Annotated in this window: 18 protein-coding genes, 1 other RNA gene and 1 other annotated feature; of the genes, 4 read left to right on the top strand and 15 right to left on the bottom strand. The window is 50.4% G+C overall.

Annotation, left to right across the window (positions count from 1 at the left end; translation table 11 throughout):
• Positions 1 to 38: 38 nt before the first annotated feature.
• Genes KNO61_RS06420 through cymR form a run of 4 tightly spaced genes read right to left on the bottom strand, consistent with a single transcriptional unit; the run spans position 39 to position 3,392 of the window.
• Positions 39 to 821 (bottom strand): tetratricopeptide repeat protein, encoded by a 783-nt coding sequence (locus KNO61_RS06420; RefSeq protein ID WP_371816590.1) that lies wholly within the window; start codon positions 819 to 821, stop codon positions 39 to 41.
• The gene (mnmA, locus tag KNO61_RS06425) at positions 709 to 1,830 is read right to left on the bottom strand and encodes a tRNA 2-thiouridine(34) synthase MnmA (protein WP_214872798.1); all 1,122 of its coding nucleotides are present in this window, start codon (positions 1,828 to 1,830) and stop codon (positions 709 to 711) included. The genes KNO61_RS06420 and mnmA overlap by 113 nt, the downstream gene beginning before the upstream one ends.
• Positions 1,831 to 2,967, bottom strand: coding sequence for a cysteine desulfurase family protein (locus KNO61_RS06430; RefSeq protein WP_214872799.1), 1,137 nt, complete (start codon positions 2,965 to 2,967; stop codon positions 1,831 to 1,833).
• A gap of 17 nt (positions 2,968 to 2,984) precedes the next feature.
• Complete coding sequence (gene cymR, locus KNO61_RS06435) at positions 2,985 to 3,392, bottom strand: cysteine metabolism transcriptional regulator CymR (protein ID WP_031421454.1); 408 nt, start codon at positions 3,390 to 3,392, stop codon at positions 2,985 to 2,987.
• Positions 3,393 to 3,452: 60 nt separating this feature from the next.
• Between cymR and KNO61_RS06440 the strand changes: the two genes are divergently transcribed.
• A complete protein-coding gene (locus KNO61_RS06440) occupies positions 3,453 to 4,769 on the top strand; it encodes a replication-associated recombination protein A (protein WP_214684594.1) in 1,317 nt (438 codons plus the stop codon).
• Between the two features lie 12 nt (positions 4,770 to 4,781).
• On the opposite strand, the gene KNO61_RS06445 is transcribed toward KNO61_RS06440, so the two are convergent.
• From KNO61_RS06445 to KNO61_RS06455, 3 genes are all read right to left on the bottom strand, one after another.
• Positions 4,782 to 5,549 (bottom strand): tRNA threonylcarbamoyladenosine dehydratase, encoded by a 768-nt coding sequence (locus tag KNO61_RS06445; protein WP_214684596.1) that lies wholly within the window; start codon positions 5,547 to 5,549, stop codon positions 4,782 to 4,784.
• A 95-nt stretch (positions 5,550 to 5,644) separates the two neighbouring features.
• A non-coding RNA gene (ssrS, locus tag KNO61_RS06450) (6S RNA) lies at positions 5,645 to 5,831 on the bottom strand.
• A gap of 74 nt (positions 5,832 to 5,905) precedes the next feature.
• A complete protein-coding gene (locus tag KNO61_RS06455; RefSeq protein ID WP_214872800.1) occupies positions 5,906 to 7,120 on the bottom strand; it encodes a DASH family cryptochrome in 1,215 nt (404 codons plus the stop codon).
• 342 nt (positions 7,121 to 7,462) lie between these two features.
• Here KNO61_RS06455 and KNO61_RS06460 point away from each other — a divergent pair, with 342 nt between their 5' ends.
• Complete coding sequence (locus KNO61_RS06460) at positions 7,463 to 8,110, top strand: YczE/YyaS/YitT family protein (RefSeq protein WP_214684601.1); 648 nt, start codon at positions 7,463 to 7,465, stop codon at positions 8,108 to 8,110.
• A gap of 25 nt (positions 8,111 to 8,135) precedes the next feature.
• Here KNO61_RS06460 and KNO61_RS06465 read toward each other — a convergent pair whose 3' ends face one another.
• On the bottom strand, positions 8,136 to 9,176 hold the full coding sequence (locus KNO61_RS06465) for an alcohol dehydrogenase family protein (protein WP_214872801.1): 1,041 nt from the start codon (positions 9,174 to 9,176) through the stop codon (positions 8,136 to 8,138).
• A 101-nt stretch (positions 9,177 to 9,277) separates the two neighbouring features.
• Complete coding sequence (locus KNO61_RS06470; protein WP_074037457.1) at positions 9,278 to 10,990, bottom strand: ABC transporter ATP-binding protein; 1,713 nt, start codon at positions 10,988 to 10,990, stop codon at positions 9,278 to 9,280.
• 119 nt (positions 10,991 to 11,109) lie between these two features.
• Between KNO61_RS06470 and KNO61_RS06475 the strand changes: the two genes are divergently transcribed.
• Both KNO61_RS06475 and KNO61_RS06480 read left to right on the top strand, forming a co-directional pair.
• Entirely contained in the window at positions 11,110 to 11,460 is a 351-nt protein-coding gene (locus KNO61_RS06475) for an iron-sulfur cluster biosynthesis family protein (RefSeq protein ID WP_078146579.1), read from the top strand.
• A complete protein-coding gene (locus tag KNO61_RS06480) occupies positions 11,433 to 11,654 on the top strand; it encodes a hypothetical protein (protein WP_214872802.1) in 222 nt (73 codons plus the stop codon). The genes KNO61_RS06475 and KNO61_RS06480 overlap by 28 nt, the downstream gene beginning before the upstream one ends.
• A 103-nt stretch (positions 11,655 to 11,757) precedes the next feature.
• Here KNO61_RS06480 and aspS read toward each other — a convergent pair whose 3' ends face one another.
• The 6 genes from aspS to recJ all read right to left on the bottom strand — a co-directional run bounded on the left by aspS (position 11,758) and on the right by recJ (position 20,777).
• Complete coding sequence (gene aspS, locus KNO61_RS06485; protein ID WP_214872803.1) at positions 11,758 to 13,530, bottom strand: aspartate--tRNA ligase; 1,773 nt, start codon at positions 13,528 to 13,530, stop codon at positions 11,758 to 11,760.
• Entirely contained in the window at positions 13,527 to 14,807 is a 1,281-nt protein-coding gene (hisS, locus tag KNO61_RS06490; RefSeq protein ID WP_251025588.1) for a histidine--tRNA ligase, read from the bottom strand. Before hisS ends, aspS begins: the two co-directional genes overlap by 4 nt.
• 44 nt (positions 14,808 to 14,851) lie before the next feature.
• Positions 14,852 to 15,086, bottom strand: a binding site (T-box leader).
• A 38-nt stretch (positions 15,087 to 15,124) separates the two neighbouring features.
• The gene (dtd, locus tag KNO61_RS06495) at positions 15,125 to 15,568 is read right to left on the bottom strand and encodes a D-aminoacyl-tRNA deacylase (protein WP_078146576.1); all 444 of its coding nucleotides are present in this window, start codon (positions 15,566 to 15,568) and stop codon (positions 15,125 to 15,127) included.
• Positions 15,569 to 15,584: 16 nt separating this feature from the next.
• Positions 15,585 to 17,774, bottom strand: a complete 2,190-nt coding sequence (locus tag KNO61_RS06500) for a RelA/SpoT family protein (protein WP_078146575.1) — start codon at positions 17,772 to 17,774, stop codon at positions 15,585 to 15,587.
• Between the two features lie 188 nt (positions 17,775 to 17,962).
• Entirely contained in the window at positions 17,963 to 18,481 is a 519-nt protein-coding gene (locus KNO61_RS06505; RefSeq protein ID WP_078146574.1) for an adenine phosphoribosyltransferase, read from the bottom strand.
• Between the two features lies 1 nt (position 18,482).
• Entirely contained in the window at positions 18,483 to 20,777 is a 2,295-nt protein-coding gene (recJ, locus tag KNO61_RS06510; RefSeq protein ID WP_214872805.1) for a single-stranded-DNA-specific exonuclease RecJ, read from the bottom strand.
• Positions 20,778 to 20,840 lie beyond the last annotated feature (63 nt).

Raw genomic sequence — 20,840 nt, forward strand, 5'->3', positions numbered from 1 at the left:
GCGCCTCTCGCAAAAACTGCGAGAAGCGCTATATTAATTTAGTTACCGAGCAGTGCATCCATCTTCGCGATGGCGTCACGTGCGAGTTCGTGGTCTGGTTGCATCTCTAAGACGCGTTGCAACTCAGCATACGTTCGTTCCTGGTCACCTAAGAACGCATATGCGATCGCCAAGTTGTAACGGGCATCCGTATGGCTCGCATCAAGGTCGAGCGTCTCTTCTAACGCAACGACCGCCTCTTCGAGCTGCTCACTTTGCGCGAGGGCAAGTCCGTATTGGAACGTGATTTCCACGTCTTCCGGCGATTGCTTCTTCGCTTCACGCAGGCGTGGCATCGCACGAACGAAGTCACCCATCGCTTTGTACGTCAAGCCGAGCATGAAGTGAAGATCGGCATCGTCCATCCCCGAAAGGAGCGCTTGGCGAAGCGACGCCTCCGCTGACTCCAATTGCTCAAGTTCATAGGCAAGGGCGCCTTTCGCATAGTGCGCGGCACCGAACGAGCCATCGAGTTCAATCGCTTTGTCATAGAAGATGACGGCACGATCGTAATCATTGATTGCCTGAAGCAACGTCCCCATGTTGACGAAACCAGTCGGGTCTGTCGGGTTCGCTTCAATGGCCTCATTGAAATGTTTGGCTGCCCGTTCGAATTCACCTTGCTGCATCGCTTGGATGCCTTGTTCGTTTGCGTTCATATCAATCACCTCATCCGATATAGTCGAGTCGTTTTCCGTTTCGATACGCTTCGTCAATCGTTGCCCCACCGAGACAGATGTCGCCATCATAGAAGACGACCGCTTGTCCTGGCGTGATGGCACGTTGTGGCTCATCGAACTTGACGAGGACCTCGCCATTTTCGAGCGGAGCGATCGTGACCGGGACATCTTGTTGGCGATAACGGAACTTCGCCGTCGCCCGGAACTCTCCTGATGAAGCAGCTCCCGTCCATGATAGTTTCGAAGCGAGCAGCGCATCTGAGTAGAGCGCGTCGTGATGGAACCCTTGTCCGACGAACAAGACGTTGTTCTCAACATCTTTCCCGACGACAAACCAAGGGTCCCCGTCGCCACCGATTCCGAGACCGTGACGTTGTCCGAGCGTATAATACATCAACCCGTCATGACGTCCTTTGACGACGCCATCGAGCGTCCGCATTTCACCAGGCTGTGATGGAAGGTATTCCGATAAGAACTCTTTAAAGTTCCGCTCACCGATAAAGCAGATTCCCGTCGAATCTTTTTTCTTCGCCGTCGCGAGTCCTGCTTCTTCGGCAATCGCACGTACATCTTTCTTGTCCATATGACCGATCGGGAACATCGTCCGCGCGAGCTGGTCTTGAGACAATTGGTTCAAGAAATACGTTTGGTCTTTGTTGTCGTCTTTTCCTCGTAACAGACGGTGCTCGCCATCGACATATTTCACTTGCGCATAGTGTCCAGTCGCGACAAAATCGGCACCGAGTCGAAGCGCATGGTCAAGGAACGCCTTGAATTTGATTTCTTTGTTACACATGACGTCCGGGTTCGGTGTCCGACCGAGACGGTACTCCGCTAAGAAATATTCAAAGACGCGGTCCCAATATTCCTTTTCAAAGTTGACCGCGTAATACGGAATCCCGATTTGGTTCGCGACGGCGATGACGTCTTCATAGTCCTCTGTCGCCGTACACACACCGTTCTCGTCCGTGTCGTCCCAGTTTTTCATAAAAATCCCGATGACGTTATACCCTTGCTCTTTTAACACTTGGGCCGTCACCGATGAATCGACGCCACCTGACATGCCGACGACGACCGTCGTCTCTTCAGGGGCTTTCGTGCGTAAATTCATCTATCTCACTCCGTTCATAAATGTCGAGACGACTACTTGTAGTCGCTCCGCGAGCCGTTTCGCGTCCTCGACCGAGTTACCGTGGCCAAAACTGATTCGAACAGACTGACGCGTCCGCTCTGAATCCCCGTACATCGCCGACAATACGTGGGACGGTTCGACCGACCCTGCCGTGCAGGCACTTCCGCTTGAAATCGCCATGCCCCGCATATCCATCATGATGAGGAAGGGTTCAAGGTCAATTCCAGGAAGGTATAAGTTCACGATGTGAGGTAAACGATTTGACCCGTTCACCTCATAAGTTACGCCTAGTTCGTCAAGACGCTGACGTAGTGCCAAATCGAGCGACTCATAGAGAGTCACTCGGTCTTCACGCTCTGCCATGACGAGTTCAGCTGCTTTTTGGAATCCGACGGCACCCGGAACATTTTCCGTGCCGGCTCGACGTTTACGTTCTTGTTGTCCACCGAAAGAACGTGACGCTAATTTTACACCTGTTTTCATGAAAAGAAAACCGATACCTTTTGGCCCATTCACTTTATGTGCGGACGCCGACAATAAATCGACATGAATCGCCTTCACATCAATTTCTTCTGTACCAAGCGCTTGTACCGCATCCGTATGGAAGAGAGCCTGGTGATCTTGTAACAACTCACCGATTTCGTGAATCGGTTGGCGCGTCCCGACTTCGTTATTGCCATACATGATCGATACAAGAATCGTGTCATCCCGTAAGGCTGAACGAACGGCGTCGACAGTGACGGCTCCCGAAACATCGACATCGAGATACGTGACGTCGAAGCCCTCACGCTCGAGCTGTTCCATCGCGTGAAGCACGGCGTGGTGCTCGACTTTTGTCGTAATGATATGTTTGCCTTTTTCCTGATGGGCATGTGCCGCACCGAACAAGGCATAGTTATCCGACTCCGTTCCACCTGACGTGAATACAATCTCGTTCGGTGAAGCACCAATCCACTTCGCGAGGACGCGACGTGAAGAATCGAGCGCCGCCCGGGCGTTACGTCCAATCCCATGGATGCTCGACGCGTTCCCATACGTCTCTAAAAAGTACGGTGTCATCGCTTCAAGGACTTCCGGTCGCATCGGTGTCGTCGCAGCGTGATCAAAATAGTTCATCTAAGGTCACCTCGTTCTTAAATATAAAACATGTAGCCGTCTGACTCTTCTTCAGCGAGGTCCGCGAGTGTCGTTTCGTCAAGGACGGTATCGATGGCTTCTTTGATTTTATCCCAAAGCTTGCGTTTCACCGCATCATCTGCTTCAGAATCTTCAACGATGGCTAAAGGTCCCTCGAGCAAGCGAATGATTTCACCCGCTGTCACTTCTTCTGCCGGTTTGACGAGTTGGTAGCCACCGTACGCACCCCGTACACTCTTGACGAGTCCCCCGTTACGAAGTGGACCGATCAATTGCTCCAAATAATGCTCCGGCAACTCATGGCGTGCGGCAATCTTCTTTAAACTGAGCGGCTTGTTATCTGTTTCACGCGCTAATGCAATCATGATCGTTAAGCCATAGCGGCCCTTTGTAGATATTTTCATCTTCAAGTCTCCTTCTGTTATACTAATCGAACAAACGTTTGTCGAAAGGAATGGTTACGTATGCCTGATTTGTTTCATCAATCGAATGGCGGACCGCTCGCGAACCGCATGCGCCCCGAAACGTTAGATGACGTGATCGGACAGCGCCATATCATCGGCGAGGGCAAGCTGCTTCGCCGTGCCATCGAAGCCGACCGACTCGGTACGATTATCTTATATGGTCCACCGGGCACCGGGAAGACGACACTCGCCCGTGTCATTTCGAATTACACGAAAGCGACATTCGTCCAATTGAACGCCGTCACGGCCAAACTCGATGAATTGCGGAACGTCATTCGTGAAGCGGAGTCCCGGTATGATTATGAGGACGAACGGACGATTCTCTTTTTAGATGAGATTCACCGGTTCAATAAGCTCCAGCAGGATGCGCTCCTCCCGGCCCTTGAGTCCGGCAAGCTCGTCCTCATCGGAGCGACGACCGAAAACCCGAGTTTTGAAGTGAACGCCGCTCTCTTGTCACGGGCGACCGTATTTCGACTTGAGCCACCAGGTGCCGAGGAGTTACGTATCGTCCTTGAGCGTGCTCTACACGACTCACGTGGTCTCGGAAGTTATCCCGTCAAGATGGATGAAGCTGCTGCAGACCATTATATCAAAATGGCGGATGGTGACTACCGTGTCTTATTGAACGCACTCGAACTTGCCGTCTTGACAACGCCTGAGGTGGAAGGACAGATTCATATCACACTTGAGGTCGCAGAAGAGTCGATTCAACAGAAATCGATCAAATACGATAAGACGGGTGACCGACATTATGACGTCATTTCGGCGTTCATCAAATCGATCCGTGGGTCTGACCCGGATGCTGCGCTTTACTGGTTAGCCGTCATGATCGAGGCTGGCGAATCGCCACGCTTCATCATGCGTCGCCTTTACGTCCATGCTGCCGAAGATATCGGAATGAGCGATCCGAACGCGCTTCTTATCGTCGATGCAGCAGCACGAGCGAGCGAGTACATCGGTTTCCCGGAAGCCCGCATCCCGATTGCCGAGGCTGTTCTCTATTTGGCGACCGCACCGAAATCGAATGCGGTCATCACCGCGATTGACAAAGCGCTCCATCACGTCCGGACAGTTGAGGGTGGGCCTGTACCCGTACACCTGCGTGACGCCCATAGTCCAGGAGCACGTGAACTCGGAAACGGGGTCGGATACAAATATCCACATGACGAAAAAGACGGGTTCGTTCCTCAAAACTATTGGCCAGAGAATTTGGCTAGAAAACGACCAAATTACTATAAACCGACGCCACGTGGATTTGAGCAACAAATCCAAAAGCGGCTCGACTATTGGGAAAAACGACGCGACTCGAAATGAGCCCGCGTCGTTTTATTTTTGGATGCGATTGATTTCGACGCCCGCTTTTTCAAGCAAGTCGTTAATGACATAGCCGGCAGCGACAAGCCCTGCAACCGATGGAACGAACGCGTTCGAGCTCGGTGGCATCTTCGCTTTGCGGATCGGCGCGTCTTTCTTCCCGACGACCTCGTTCACGTCTTCGCGTGTCACGATTGGAGACTCATCTGAGAAGACGACGGGGACGCCTTTGTAGATTTTCTCTTTACGTAGACGGGTACGGACCATCTTCGCGATTGGATCATATGACGTATCCTTAATGTCGACGACTTTAATACGTGTCGGGTCCATTTTGTTCGCCATCCCCATACTCGAGATGACCGGGATACCGCGACGCTTACATTCTACGATTAAATGAATTTTATAAATGATCGTGTCTGATGCATCGATGACATAGTCGATCTTTTGAGCAAAGAACTCTTCGTATGTCTCTTCTGTATAAAACATCTTCAATTGGACGAGGTCTAAGTCCGGGTTGATGTCAAGGAGACGTTTCCCCATCGCTTCGACTTTCGGTTGACCGACCGTCGACAATAGTGCGTGGATTTGTCGGTTGACGTTCGTGATGTCGATATCATCTTTATCGACGAGGACGATGCGTCCGACGCCACTGCGCGCAAGTGCCTCGGCCGCAAATGAGCCGACACCGCCGACGCCTAAAATCGCGACCGTTTTATTCTTTAAAGCATCAAGGCCTTCAGAGCCGATGGCCAATTCATTTCGTGAAAACTGGTGTAGCATATTTCTTCCTCCAACTAATTCTATTTTCTCATACTATTTTACTCGGAATTATAATCAAAAAAAAGACGTCTCGCGACGTATTTACAAAAAAATCGATGGGGCCCGGAGTGCCGTGACGATGCCTTGCTTTTGAACCTGCGTATGCAGGTGGGTGACCTAGCGTTTCCTTCACAAGTCCTCCTGCACGTGATGAGGCAGTTGATCTGGTTAGCAGTTCGGTCTCCCGTATTCAAAGTGTTGGCTCAAAATAACGAAGGCGGCTCTCGTACACCTCAGGTATCCCATCTGTTGATTTAACTATAGCGCTTCTGTAAAAAGAAGTCAATGAGAAACGCCGACTTCACGTGACAGTTTGGTCACAACCATTTGTTACGAAACGCACGGTCCGGGTCATACGTGAACTGTTGACGCTCGATGTTGAAACGGCGGTCGCGCGAGTCGTTCCCGACACCCGCCTGGTACGCCCAATTCCCCCAATTGCTCGCCACGTCGTAATCGATTAGTTTCGATTCAAAGTAGGAAGCCCCGTAACGCCAATCTTGTTTCAACTCCTTTGCGAAATAGTTGGCCACGATTTGTCGTCCCCGATTGGACATCCATCCCGTCGCATTCAGTTCGCGCATAAACGCATCTACGAAATCAACACCCGTCTCTCCCTTTCGCCATTTTTCAATGACATCCGCATCGACTCGCCAGTCTTTCCGTTTCGACCGGATGCCTTGTGATCGAAATAACTTTTTCCCTTGCTCGAGTGCGACCCATTGAAAGAACTCACGCCATAATAGTTCAAAGTACAGCCAGTACGTTGATTCATTTACCCCATGCGTTCGTTCATGTGCCTCGAGTTCAAAGAATACCCGTCGTGGGGATAACGAGCCGTTCGCTAAATAAGAAGATAGTTTCGTCGAGTCATCGACACCAAAACCATTTCTCGTTTCTTTGTACGTTCGAATCGGCACGGACAAATAGTCATTCAATCGACGCTTCGCTGCCAATTCGCCACCTTTGAACGGAAACGCCGTCCTCGGGTCTTGCTTTACTTCTTGAATCGAAAATGGGAACGTCACCTCGCGTGTGGCAGCCGTCGCCTTACGGGAAATCAGTTCTCGGGGACGTACATCATATTCGACCGCTTTTCGAAACTCCGTGAAGAGAAACGGCATTTTCTCAAACGGGATATCTTCTTTTTCAAACAACGTAAATCCTTCGAACGTCTCGTACGTCCCTTTCCATTTTTTGATCACTTCATTTTCACGTCGGCGCTCATTGTACCCGATGGCCCGTTGAAACAAGAGACGGTCGGATGGATCGAGCATTTCGAGCGGATGACCGACGTGCACGTAAAATGGGATTCCAAGTGCATCGAGTGAGCCGGCCACATCCTCTAATGACTCCTTCAGAAAATGCAGTCGTTCGTTCCCGAGTGGAATGACGCCATAACGATTTTCAACAAACTGATTCGGACTGATGAAAAAATGACCTTCGATCGGATCGTCATGGCGAAGTGCTTCTTCGAGCGGCAAATGATCATCAACACGTAAATCGTTTTGGTACCAAATGATTGTTTTCATCGATAGACCTCCTCCACTCTATAGTATGATGGGTTATGATCTCCGTCATGAGGCTGGAATGTGCTTGAAATATGTTTTCAAAATCAAATTGTGTGGAATATATTCTTCTAGAAGAGAAAGGGGTGTAGCATAATGGCTAAGAAAGGCAAAATGGGAACATTGATTAAAATTGCGACGGCGGTCGCACCGTTCGTCTACGATTACTATAAAAAGAACAAAGCAAAAAAATCACCGAAGAAATAAAACTCACGTCTCAGCCAATAAGCTGAGACGTTTTTTTTATGTTTTTCAATCGCCTGTGCTAAGATAAATCAATCATTCTATTGAAACGAGGCGATGTTCATGCACGTCCGATCCATCCATCTTTTACGCATTCTCTTCAAATGGGGTCTTTTCATGACCGGGTTGTTCTTACTCGCACTCGGTTCATCCATCATGATCACGGCAAATCTCGGGGTTTCCACGTGGGACGTCCTTCATATCGGTATCGCTCACCATCTTCCGATTTCAATCGGGACAGTCATCTTATGCGTGGGACTTCTACTCGTCCTATTCAAATACATACTCGACCGAATCCGGCCTCAATTTGGCACGCTCGTCAACGCGGTCTTTGTCGGGGTATTTATGAACCTGATTTTGAACGAGCAATGGCTCCCGACATTCGATGGCTTATTTGTAAATGTCGTTTGGCTCACGTTCGGGATATTTGTCATGGGAATGGGAGCTGGTCTCTATGTCGCCGTCGGGTACGGTGCCGGTCCACGCGATGGATTGACGCTTGCCTTAGCAGACCGTTTCCAAACGTCCGTCCGTGCCATGAGGACTTGGATGGAACTGACCGCTTGTCTCATCGGTTGGGCACTCGGCGGGCCACTTTTCTTCGGGACCGTCTTATCGATTTTCCTCATCGGTCCATTCTTCCAGTTTTGGCTAGAACGGTTCCGCCTGTTCATCGCCTATGTCGATCGTCTCAAAGTAAAATTCGCATGAAAAAGAGAGGAGATCTCCTCTCTTTTTATGTGTTCGGAATGAGCACAATCTTTCCGAACTTACCCGATTGTTTAAAATACGCCTGTGCCTCACGTGCCTCTTCAAGCGGGAACGTCCGGTCAATGACCGGTTTTAGCTTCCCTTCGGCGATCGAGCGCAACATCTCCGCGAATTCATATCGTGTCCCGAGAACAGACCCGTACATCGCGATATGTTTCAAGTACAGCGTCCGGAAGTCGAGATGGGTCGTCTGTCCTCCCGCCGAACCAGAGATACAGAACTTCCCTCCCTTTTTCAAGATGTTTAGAGATACATCAAATAGCGCATCTCCCACGACATCAAGGACCGCGTCGACCGGGCCACCGTTCGCAGCGATGATATCATCGGCGAGCGTCTCAGAACGGTAGGAAAACACTTCGGTCGCCCCAAGCGCTTTTAACTCTTGCTCGTTTTTCAAATCACCGACGATAGCGAACACATTCGCCCCGAATACGTTCGCCGCAATTTGGATGTTGAGTGAGCCGACCCCGCCACTTGCCCCAGTGACGACAATCGTCTCACCGGAACTGATGTGTAACTGCTCGTTCATATGCCAAGCCGTGAGACCACTTACGGAAAAGACTGCACTCTCGACGAAATCATCAAGCGGCATGTCAAAACAAAGGTCAGCCGGCCATGATACATACTCCGCGTAGCCCCCGTCATACTCTGATCCAATAAAGGACATATCGTCCGACAAGTGTTCCTTCCGTTCAGGTCCGCTCGAGGTGAACGGGAATAAGACGACGTGTCGACCCATCATCCCTTGGTCGACCCCATATCCGAGCTCGACGACTTCACCAGTGATGTCTGAACCGGGAATGCGTGGGAACTGGACGCCTTCCGGGCGCCATCCTGACTTCTCCCGAGCTCCATAAGCCCCTTCTCGCATCCATATTTCCGTATTGTTAATCACGCAGGCGCGTACCTTGATCAGCACTTCTCCTGCTTTCGGAGACGGTTTCGGGATATCAACCACTTGGAGTTGGTCAACGTCCCCATATCCTACGACTTGTACAGCTTTCATGGTATTTTGCCTCCTCCGCTTTCGTTCATCCATAAGTATTTACCCACGAAATGCTGTTATCACGCCAAAAAAGGGCCGCCCTTTATCAGGCAGCCCTCGATTTATAGTTGTTGACGTTGTAACAGGTTCGTGAAGACGCCACCTTTTTGACTGAGTTCTTCGTGCGTTCCATCTTCTACGATTCCTTCTGCCGTCACGACAAGAATCCGGTCGGCATTCCTTACAGTCGCTAAACGGTGCGCGATGATGAGCGTCGTTCGATTTGCTGCCAGTTCATTTAATGAATCCTGAATGATGGCCTCGGTCTCCGTATCGAGCGCCGAGGTCGCCTCATCGAGTATTAAAATCGGCGGATTTTTCAAAAACATACGCGCAATGGCGATGCGTTGTTTCTGACCTCCGGAGAGTTTTAGTCCACGCTCTCCGATTTGTGTATCAAGACCGTGCTCGAGCTCTTCGACGAGCGTGCCGAGATGTGCTTTTTCCACCGCATGCATGATCTCTGCATCGGTCGCATCCAGTTTCCCGTAAGCAATGTTCTCCCGTAGCGTACCCGCAAATAAGAAGACATCTTGTTGCACAATTCCGATTTGACGACGTAAACTCTCTTTCGTCATGTTCCGGATATCCATGCCGTCAATCGAGATGGCACCCTTTGTGACGTCATAAAAACGCGGAATGAGTGAACAGATGGTTGTCTTCCCTGCCCCGCTCGTCCCGACTAAGGCAACAGTCGTCCCTGCCTCGATCGACAAGTCAATATCTGTCAACACTTGGCGGTAGTCTGAATAGCCGAATGAGACGTCATCGAAGACGATATCGCCTGTCAACGTTTCGACCTCGGTCGCATCCGCTCGGTTCTCAATGTCCGGCTCTTCATCAAGCAACTGCGTGAATCGTTTGAACCCTGCCATCCCTTTCGGATACATTTCTAAAAGCGCCGTGATCTTTTCAATCGGCTTGATGAGTAAATTCATGTACAAGATGAATCCCACGAGTTGTCCGTACGATAGCTGACCCTCGTACGTTAAGTACGCCCCGTACACAAGGACGAGCAACGTCATAAGACGCGTCGTGATATAAATACCTGCGAGTGACGTACTCATGACGCGATACGCTTCAATCTTCGAGCCGCGATAGAAGTTGTTGTCTTTTTGGAAACGTCCGATTTCAAACGCCTCGTTCGTAAACGATTGGACGACGCGTGCCCCAGACACACTGTCCTCGACGCGTGCGTTCACTTCCCCGATATTCGTGTACATCTTTTGCCACGCCTTGTTCATGTTCTTATTCGCATACGTGATCATGATGATGAGGAACGGTACTGCGACAACGGTGACGAGTGCGAGTTCAGGGTCGATCGAGAACATGATCCCGAACGCACCGAGTAACGTCATGATGGCGATAAAGAAGTCTTCCGGCCCATGGTGCGCCACTTCCCCGATATCGAACAAGTCGTTCGTGACCCGGCTCATCAAATGGCCGGTCTTATGATTGTCAAAGAAGCGGAATGACTGTTTATGGATATGCGTGAACAACTCTTCTCGCATGTCCGTCTCGATGTTGATGCCGAGCTTATGTCCCCAGTAGTTGACGACGTACTGCATCATCATGGCCAATATGTATAGAATCAACAGGCCGATGCTGACGATGATAATCCAGTTCCATTCCCCACCCGGCAACAAGTCGTCGATGAACCATTGAACGGCAAGCGGAAATCCAAGTTCAAGCAGTCCGACGAGAATTGCGAATGAAAAATCGAGTAGGAATAACTTTTTATGTGGTCGATAATAACTAAAAAAACGTGAAATCATTCTCTCTTCCCCCTTCTCATCATTAAGTGTACGCTTTTTTCCGAAAGGTGGAAAACAGGATGCATCCCTTTTTCATTCTTTTTTCAAACGGCGTATAATAGAAGTAAGGAGTGATACACATGCATGTACACATTACAAATCGTGCCCTCGAACGAATCGAGTCATTGAAAGGCGAACGCGAGGGACAAATGCACCTCTTTTACGAGACAGAAGGTTGTGGCTGTGGGAACAGCGGAATCTTTGAGATTCGATACGTAACCGAGACGACTCCGGAAGACGTTGAAATCGAATCAAACATCGGACCAATCTTAATCAAAAACTGGACAAAAGTGTTTTTAGATGAACAGATGAAAATCGATTTTCTCGAAGACCGTCGTACGCTCGTCTTGAAGAGTGACGGCCAAGTGTTCAATTCGAATCTTCTCGTCACAGACGGCACAGGTTGTCAGTTGAACGTTCCGAGCCGATGAAACAGACGCTGAAACAACATCCGAGACTGCTCATTTTCTTCTTCTTGAGTTTCGGTCTTGGACTGTTCGGAATCTATCTGGCATTCATCGATTCGGTATACACGATGTCCGCCGTCATCGCTTCGCTGTTTGCGTTTGGTTTCGCGTTGCAACGAACAGCGAAATATATGCAGCGAGAAGAGGATAACCGTTAACAAGAGGAAGTGTCCCATTAAATTTCTACCATCGTGTTAAATCCAAAACCCGTTTCACCCATACAAAAACGAGGATTGCCATGGCAACCCTCGTTTTTTGTGCTTATTTCTTCTCTTTTACTGCCGTACGAATCGACAACTCTTCAAGTTGCGCGTCCGCGACCGGGCTCGGTGCTTGCGTGAGCAAGTCGCTTGCCGAAGCCGTTTTCGGGAAGGCGATTGTGTCACGAAGGTTCGAACGACCTGCAAGAATCATGACGAGACGGTCGAGACCGAGTGCGATTCCCGCGTGTGGTGGTGTACCGTATTCGAACGCTTCGAGTAAGAAGCCGAACTGTTCAATCGCTTCTTCTTGCGTAAAGCCGAGCAATTTAAACATACGTTCCTGGATGTCACGCTCGTAAATACGCTGTGAACCGCCACCGAGCTCGTAACCGTTCAAGACGAGGTCATAGGCGATGGCGCGTACGCTTGCCGGGTCTGTCTCAAGAAGGTGAAGGTCTTCACGGTTTGGCATCGTGAACGGATGGTGATTCGCATAGAAACGACCGTCTTCTTCTTCAAACGTCACGAGTGGGAAGTCTGTCACCCATAGGAAGTTGAATTTCGACTCGTCGATGAGACCGAGGTCGTGTCCGAGTTTGACGCGGAGTGCGCCAAGGCTGTCAGCGACGACAGTTGGTTTCGATGCGACGAAGAGGAGAAGGTCACCTGCTTCTGAATTCGTTGCCTCGATCAACTTCTGTGCGTACGTTTCGTCGAAGAACTTCGCGATCGGACCGTTCAAGCCTTCCGCTGTCACTTTGAGCCATGCGAGACCTTTCGCACCGTAGACCGCTGTGAACTCTTGAAGCTTGTCGATGTCTTTACGTGAGAAGTTGTCCGCCTCACCTTTGACGTTGATTGCTTTGACTTGCCCGTTTGATTCGAGTGCGGCGTCGAACACTTTGAAGCCGGCACCTTTCACCGCGTCTGCCACATCGATGAGTTCAAGACCGAAACGCGTGTCCGGCTTATCTGAACCGAAACGGCGCATCGCTTCCGCGTATGTCATACGCTCGAACTTAGCCGGTGTATCTGTGCGATCGAGTGATGACTCCATGACTTCACCCATCATTGATTCCATCATCGCCATCAAGTCTTCGATATCCATGAAGCTCGTCTCGATGTCGACTTGCGTGAACTCAGGTTGACGGTCTGCACGAAGGTCTTCGTCACGGAAGCAGCGTGCGATTTGGAAGTAACGGTCAAATCCTGCGACCATGAGCAACTGTTTGAATAGCTGTGGTGATTGCGGGAGCGCGTAGAACTCACCACCGTGGACACGGCTCGGTACGAGATAGTCACGTGCGCCTTCTGGTGTCGACTTCGTCAAAATTGGTGTTTCGACTTCAAGGAACTCTTGCTCTGTCAAGAAGTTACGAATCGTGTTCGACGTCTTCGAGCGGAGACGGAACGTCTCTTGAAGCGCTGGACGACGGAGGTCGAGGTAACGGTATTTGAGGCGAAGGTCTTCTGAGACGTTTTCTGCCTCGTCACCGATCGGGATTGGTGTCATCTTCGCCGCGTTCAAGATGTTGATCTCAGACGCGATGACTTCGATGTTTCCTGTCGGCATGTTCGGGTTCTTGTTCTCACGCTCGAGAACCGTTCCTTTCACGTCGAGGACATACTCACTACGGATTGTTTCCGCGAGTTGGTGGACTGCTTCGTTCTCTGGGCGAACGACGACTTGGACGATCCCTGTGCGGTCACGAAGGTCGATGAAGATGAGGCCCCCGAGGTCACGACGTTTTTGTACCCATCCTTTTAATTGTACTTCTTGGCCGATGAGTGACTCTGTCACGCGGCCGTTCATATGTGTGCGTCCGATCATTGTTCTGCTCCTTCCGATAGTTCACGAATTTTGTCTGCGACGGCCGAGAGTGGCACGTCGACTTGTTCACCAGTCGTCATATCTTTCAAGGCGGCTGCCCCGCGCTCGACTTCGTCATCCCCTAAGATGACTGTGAACTTGGCTTTCAGGCGGTCCGCCTGTTTGAATTGTCCTTTGAACTTGCGCCCTTGGTAATCACGGTCTGCCTTGAATCCTTCCATGCGGAGGAGTTGTAGGAGACGTGTCGCCGTCAATTCGACTTCTTTTTCACCTTGCGCGACGATGAAGACATCAAGTCCTGTCTCGAGTTTAGGTAAGACTCCTTCATTCTCCAATGCAAGGATGAGGCGCTCCAATCCGATTCCAAAACCGACTCCCGGCATATCCGGTCCACCGATATCTTGTACGAGACCGTTGTAACGTCCGCCGCCACAAAGTGTCGTGATGGCTCCGAACCCTTCTGCCTCGGACATGATTTCAAACGCCGTGTGCGTATAGTAATCGAGTCCACGAACGAGTGTCGGGTCGACTTCGTAGGCGACACCGAGTGCATCGAGTTGTGCGAGCACTTGATCGAAGTAGGCTTTCGACTCTTCGTTCAAATATTCAAGGATTGACGGTGCCGTCTTCATCGACGGATGATCACGGTCGACCTTGCAATCCAAGATGCGAAGCGGGTTCTTGTAAAGACGTGACTGGCAGTCTTGGCAAAGCTCGCCTGCCACCGGCTCGAAGTGACGGATGAGCGCATCGCGGTGGGCGTTGCGGCTTTCCGCGTCCCCAAGCGAGTTGACGACGACTTTGATTTTCTGAAGTCCAAACGACTTGTAGATTGAGTAGGCGAGGCTGATGACCTCAGCGTCAACGGCCGGGTCACTACTACCGATTGCTTCGACACCGTATTGGTGAAGCTGACGGAAGCGGCCTTTTTGTGGGCGCTCGTAGCGGAACATCGGTCCCATGTAGTAGAGCTTCGTCGGTTGGTCCGGATTTCCGAATAGTTTGTTCGTCACGAACGCACGAATGACTGATGCCGTCCCTTCTGGGCGAAGCGTGTACTCGTCTTTCCCTTTCTTCACGAGCGTGAACATCTCTTTTTGGACGATGTCCGTCGTTTCCCCGACACTGCGTGTGAACAGGTTCGTCGTTTCAAAGATTGGTGTGCGGATTTCTTTATAGTTATAACGGGCGCTCATGTCGCGAAGTTTTTCCTCGACATATTGCCACGTCTCGACCGTGCCCGGAAGCAGGTCTTGTGTACCGCGTGGTGCTTTCATCATCACAATTCCCTCCTTAAAAAATACAAAAAGGCCCTCGTCCGCAAAGGGACGAGAGCCTGTGTCAGTTTCCCGTGGTACCACCCTCGTTGCAGAGCCATCACTTGAAACTCTGCCACTCGAAATCGGTTAACGCCCGATGAGACGGCTCCCCCTACTCGTTTTCAAGGGAGCACCTCCAAAGTGTCGTTCGGGTCATCATCCAGTCGATGCTTTCAGCCAAGGCATCGCTCTCTTTGCTGGTGGGTTGACCGTACTCTTCTTTATCGTAGGTGTTTGACTATATGCTTCATGATGCCGAATCAAGCCGGCATCTGTCAAGCGTTTTTTTCGAGCATGAGTGTGACCGGTCCGTCATTGACAAGTGCGACGTCCATCATCGCCCCGAAGCGTCCCGTCTCGACGATGAGCCCGTTCGACCGGAGTCGCTCATTGAATTTTTCATAGAGCGTTTCAGCGATATCCGGTTTGGCGGCCTTTGTGAAAGCAGGTCGCCGTCCTTTCATCGTATCTCCATACAATGTGAATTGCGAGACCGACAAAATTTGACCGGCCACATCTTGAATCGATAAGTTCATCTTTTCTTGATCGTCCTCGAAGACGCGAAGCCCGGTCACCTTGTCGGCGAGCCAGTTCACTTCCTCTTCTGTATCTTCATGTGTCACACCGACGAGAAGCAAGTATCCGGCGTTGATTGCCCCGACGACTTCTTCCTCCACTGTGACCGATGCTTCTTTCACTCGTTGCAATAATACACGCACGTTCCTCTTCCTTTCGTCACGTCATCATGACTCGGCTGACCGAATACACGTCTGAGATTTGTTTAATGCGCTCGACAACTTTCTGCAAGTGATTCACGTTCGGAATCGAGATCGTCATCGAGATGCGAGCTTGTTTATTTTGGTCGCCCCGACCACTGACGGCCACGATATTCGTATTCGTCGCCGATACCGCCTGAAGGACATCGTTCAAGAGACCTGAACGATCATATCCCGTGATTTCGATATCGACGTTATAGTTCTTCTCTTTCGCCTGTCCGACTTCCCATTCGACGTCAAGGAGACGCTCCGGATGTTGTTCGTTGACGATGTTCAAGCAGTCTTTCCGGTGAATCGAGACGCCGCGTCCACGGGTGATGTATCCGACGATTTCATCTCCCGGTACCGGGTTACAGCAACGGCTCATGCGCACGAGCATGTTGTCGATTCCTTTGACCGTCACGCCCGCCTCTGCCGTTTTCTTCTTCGGCGCCTGACTGACTTTCAATTCGCTGATGGCTTCAGAGAGCTCGAGTTTCGGCTCTTTGCGCTGCTTCTCCGTCAACTTATGCGCGACTTGAGCGGCAGTGATGCCTTGATAACCGACTGCAGCATACATCTCTTCCTCGTTCCCGAAGTTGAACTTCTCGACGACGATACTGAGTGCCGGCTCATCGATCACTTCTTTCGGTTCAAAACCGAGTTTCTTGATTTCTGCCTCGACGAGATCTTTCCCTTTCTCGACGTTTTCTTCACGCTGTTGACGTTTGAACCATTGACGAATCTTGTTCTTCGCCTGGCTCGAAACAGCGAGCTTCAACCAATCCTTACTCGGTCCGTAACTATGCTTCGACGTGATAATTTCGATGATGTCACCCGTCTCGAGTTTGTAGTCGAGCGGTACCATCCGGCCGTTCACTTTCGCACCCGTCATCCGGTGCCCGATCTCCGTATGAATCCGGTACGCATAGTCGATTGGGACTGAGCCCTTCGGCAACTCGAATACGTCTCCTTTTGGTGTGAAGACGTACAGCATGTCGCTAAAGAAATCAACTTTGAGGGACTCCATGAATTCCTCGGCATCCGTCGTATCCTTTTGCAGCTCGAGGATTTCACGAAGGTGGGCGATCTTCTCGTCGAATCCGTTCGTCGAGACGTTTTTCCCTTCTTTATACGCCCAGTGTGCCGCAATCCCGAACTCAGCGATGAAATGCATGTCTTTCGTCCGAATTTGGACTTCGAGCGGCTCACCTTTCGGACCGATCACGGTCGTATGGAGCGACTGATACATGTTCGGCTTCGGCATGGCGATATAATCTTTGAAACGTCCCGGCATCGGCTTGTATTGCGTATGGATGATTCCGAGCACGGCATAACAATCACGAATCGAATCGACGATAATGCGGACCGCCATCAAATCGTAAATTTCATTGAACTCTTTTTTATGCTTCACCATCTTGTTATAGATAGAATAGATGTGCTTCGGTCGACCGTTCACGTCGGCATCGATATGCACTTCCTCAAGAACCCTGTTCACTTCCGTGATGACAGAGGTGACGAGTGCTTCCCGTTCCGTCCGTTTCTGTTTCATCATCGAGACGATCTTATAGTATTGCTGCGGGTTGATATAACGTAACGAAATATCTTCGAGCTCCCACTTGATTGTCGAGATCCCCATCCGGTGCGCGAGCGGAGCAAAGATTTCGAGCGTCTCTTCCGCTTTTTGGACTTGTTTTTCTTTCGGCATATGCTGAAGCGTCCGCATATTGTGAAGCCTGTCCGCAAGTTTGATCAGGATCACGCGCACGTCTTCTGCCATGGCGATAATCATCTTCCGGTGGTTTTCAGCAAGTTCTTCTTTTTTCGATTTATATTTGATCTTCCCAAGTTTCGTGACGCCATCGACGAGCATGGCCACGTCTGGACCAAAATCGTCCGTCAATTGCTGTAACGAAATATCCGTATCTTCAACAACATCATGCAAGAGCGCTCCAACAATCGTTGTGGCGTCTAAGCCGATATCAACGAGAATGCCGGCCACTTGAACCGGATGGAGGATATAGGGCTCGCCCGAACGTCGGAACTGACCGGTATGATGAAGTTTTGCGTATTCGTAAGCGCGTTTCACTTCGGCTATATCGTCGTCACCCATATACTCCCCGAGCGCGTCGAGAAGATCCTCAATACTTACGATTTGTTTTTTGGTCATAACATTCGACACCCTTTTTCTAACCGCTCCAATCGCCTCGGATTCGTCGCAGCATGGTAGTAGTTTGTATTCAAGATTCTATGATTTTTATAACCATTATCGAAAAAATCTGACGACCTGTCAAAGGTTGTAAGTTATTTTCCTTAAAAACTATTCAAAAACGGGAAGCATGTCGCTTCCCGTTCAAATTAGTCTTCGTAGCGGATGAGTGAGAACACGTCGTATCCTTCGAGACGCTCACGTCCACCAAGTCCATCGAGTTCAATCAAGAACCCGATTCCCGCAACAACTCCACCGAGTTGTTCAATCATTTTAATCGTCGCTTCAATCGTACCACCTGTTGCGAGCAAGTCATCCAAGATGACGACTTGTTGTCCAGGTTGGATTGAATCTTTGTGCATCGTTAAAATGTCCGTCCCATACTCAAGACCGTATGAAACTCGTACTGTCTCACGTGGTAACTTTCCTTCTTTACGTACTGGTACGAACCCGAGTTCGAGCGCATACGCTGCCGGGCAACCGACGACGAATCCGCGTGCTTCCGGACCAGCGATCAACTCCGCTCCACGTTCACGTGCATAAACGACGAGCTCATCTACCGCTTTCTTGTAGACTTCGCCATCTTGCATGAGTGACGTGATATCTTTGAAGCTGATTCCTTCCTTCGGATAATCTGCTACTTCTTTAATATGCTGTTTGAAATCCATTTTATGTGTATGCCTCCTGCATCTTGTTCGATCGCAACGATTGTAACCGCTCTTTGAGCTCCGCCAATGACGCGTATACGAAACGCTCTTCGAGTTGTTGGCGCCCAATCCGGCGTTGATAGCACGGCGCCTCGGTCAAATCGCGTTTCGGTGCTTCTGGATTGACTCCAGGCAGTCCGTCTTCCATTGTAACAAGAAATTCGAGTTCAGAGAATACTTGATGCATAAATTGAATCGTATTTTTTGACCATTTTCGCTCTTTTGACAGACGAATCAGGTTTTCACGTAGATTTTTCCGTTCGCACGTTGCCATATGGACATAATACGTTCGGAAATCCTCACGGGACGGAAGACGTTCAAAGAACGAGTCTCCTTGACCGAAGGCACAATAAATACGTTCGATCCCCTCATGAAGTTTTTCTGCGAGCACCTCTTCATCGTCCGGAAGATCGAGCAGAACGACGAAACGGTTGAGCGGTTCATCTCCTTCATGGAGTGGAAAATCTTCGTTCGTCCCTCGGAAAGATAAAAATGACGTCTGGTCTTTCGGCAAATCTTTCAAATCTTGCATTGATTTTTTCTTCCCACGATAGTCAAACACTTGGAAGTCATCGACCCGTAAATCTTGAATCATGAGCTGGGGCTTACGCATTCCGTTCCATTCGTTGACTTGAAGACTTCCCATCACCGAGATATGAGCCATCTTTGAAATCTCTGAAACGACGTGCCCGAATCCAAATCCGATGCCATCGAGCTCACGCTTGTCTCCGGCGAGCTGTACTTTCAAATGCGTGGCATCCCGTCCGATTTGGCGAATATCTCGCAGTTTCGCATCTGCGACGACGACACGAGGGGATGGATTCCCCATACCAAACGGCGCGAGCTTTCCGATTTCTGAGATCAAGTCGAGCGAAACGTCGTTAACGGAGAGTTTCAAGTCGACGTTGACTCGTGGTACAAACACGTCATCCGGGATGGACTCCGCCTGATGGTTCAGTCGCTCTCGTAGTTCGGCGACATGTTCCGACTGAAGGGTCATCCCGGCCGCGGCTGGATGTCCACCAAAGTGTGGCAAAATATCTTCATTCTTCGAAAGTTCCTTGAAGAGGTCAAATCCATCGATGGAGCGCCCCGATCCTTTCGCCTTACCCGTCTCAGGGTCGTGGCAAAGGAGGATGACTGGACGATAGTACGCCTCGACGAGACGAGATGCGACAATCCCGACAACGCCAGGATTCCACTTCTCACTCGCCACGACGAGTACACGGTCCTCGGTCATCGATGCTTCAACGAGTTCTTTCGCTTCAGCAGCGATTGTCTTGACGATGTCTTGACGTTCTTTGTTTTGCTTATCGAGCTGTTTTGCGAGCTCGAGCGCTTCCTCGACATGTTCAGCCAGGAGCATTTGTAATGCCGGCATCGCTGAATCGAGTCGACCCGCGGCATTGATGCGTGGACCGAACGCGAAACCGACCGACTCTTCGTTCAATACGCTGTCACCGAGACCACATACTTCACGTAATGCTAGAATACCTGGACGTTTTGAAGCCTCGAGCGCGGCAATCCCCTTCTTCGCAAGCAACCGGTTTTCACCGTCTAACGGGACGAGGTCGGCAATCGTTCCGAGGACAGCCAAATCAAGGAGTTCTTCCGGCATTCTTCCTAAAACGGCGTGTGCCACTTTGAGGGCGACTCCCGCTCCGGCGAGTTTGTCGTATGGATACCCCGGGTCGATATGCGGATGAATGATCGCATAGGCGTCCGGCAATGTCTCTTTCGGCTCGTGGTGGTCCGTGATGATCAAATCGACGCCAAGGTCTTTTAAGAGTGTCGCTTCTTCAATCCCTGAAATTCCGCAATCCACCGTGATGACCAAGGTGAATCCCTCGTTCGCCGCCCATTGGAACGCTTCTTTGTTCGGTCCATATCCTTCCGTGAAACGGTTCGGGATATAACACTCGGCCATGACACCGATTTCGGTCAACGCGTGCCACATGACGGATGAGGCACTGACCCCGTCGACATCGTAGTCACCATAGATGAGCACCATCTCCCCATCGTCTGCCGCCTGTTTAATGCGGGTGACGACTTTCTCCATCTGTTCAAACAAGTACGGGTCATGAAAGACGAGTTCTTCCTCGGCATACAAGAATGCCTTGGCCGCTTCTACGTCTTGATGACCACGCTGAACGAGCAACGTCGCCAGTTGTGCTGATATATTTAATTCGTTTTGTAAACGCGTGACGTCGTCCGGATTTGTTTCCGGATAGAGCCACTGTTTTTTCGAATGGTACATGTCCTTCACTCCAATCAATTGTAGATTATAGCAGACCGCGTGAAAGATGTGCCGTCTTGACAT

The sequence above is a fragment of the Exiguobacterium sp. s140 genome (assembly GCF_018617035.1).
GTDB classification, from domain to species: domain Bacteria; phylum Bacillota; class Bacilli; order Exiguobacteriales; family Exiguobacteriaceae; genus Exiguobacterium; species Exiguobacterium profundum.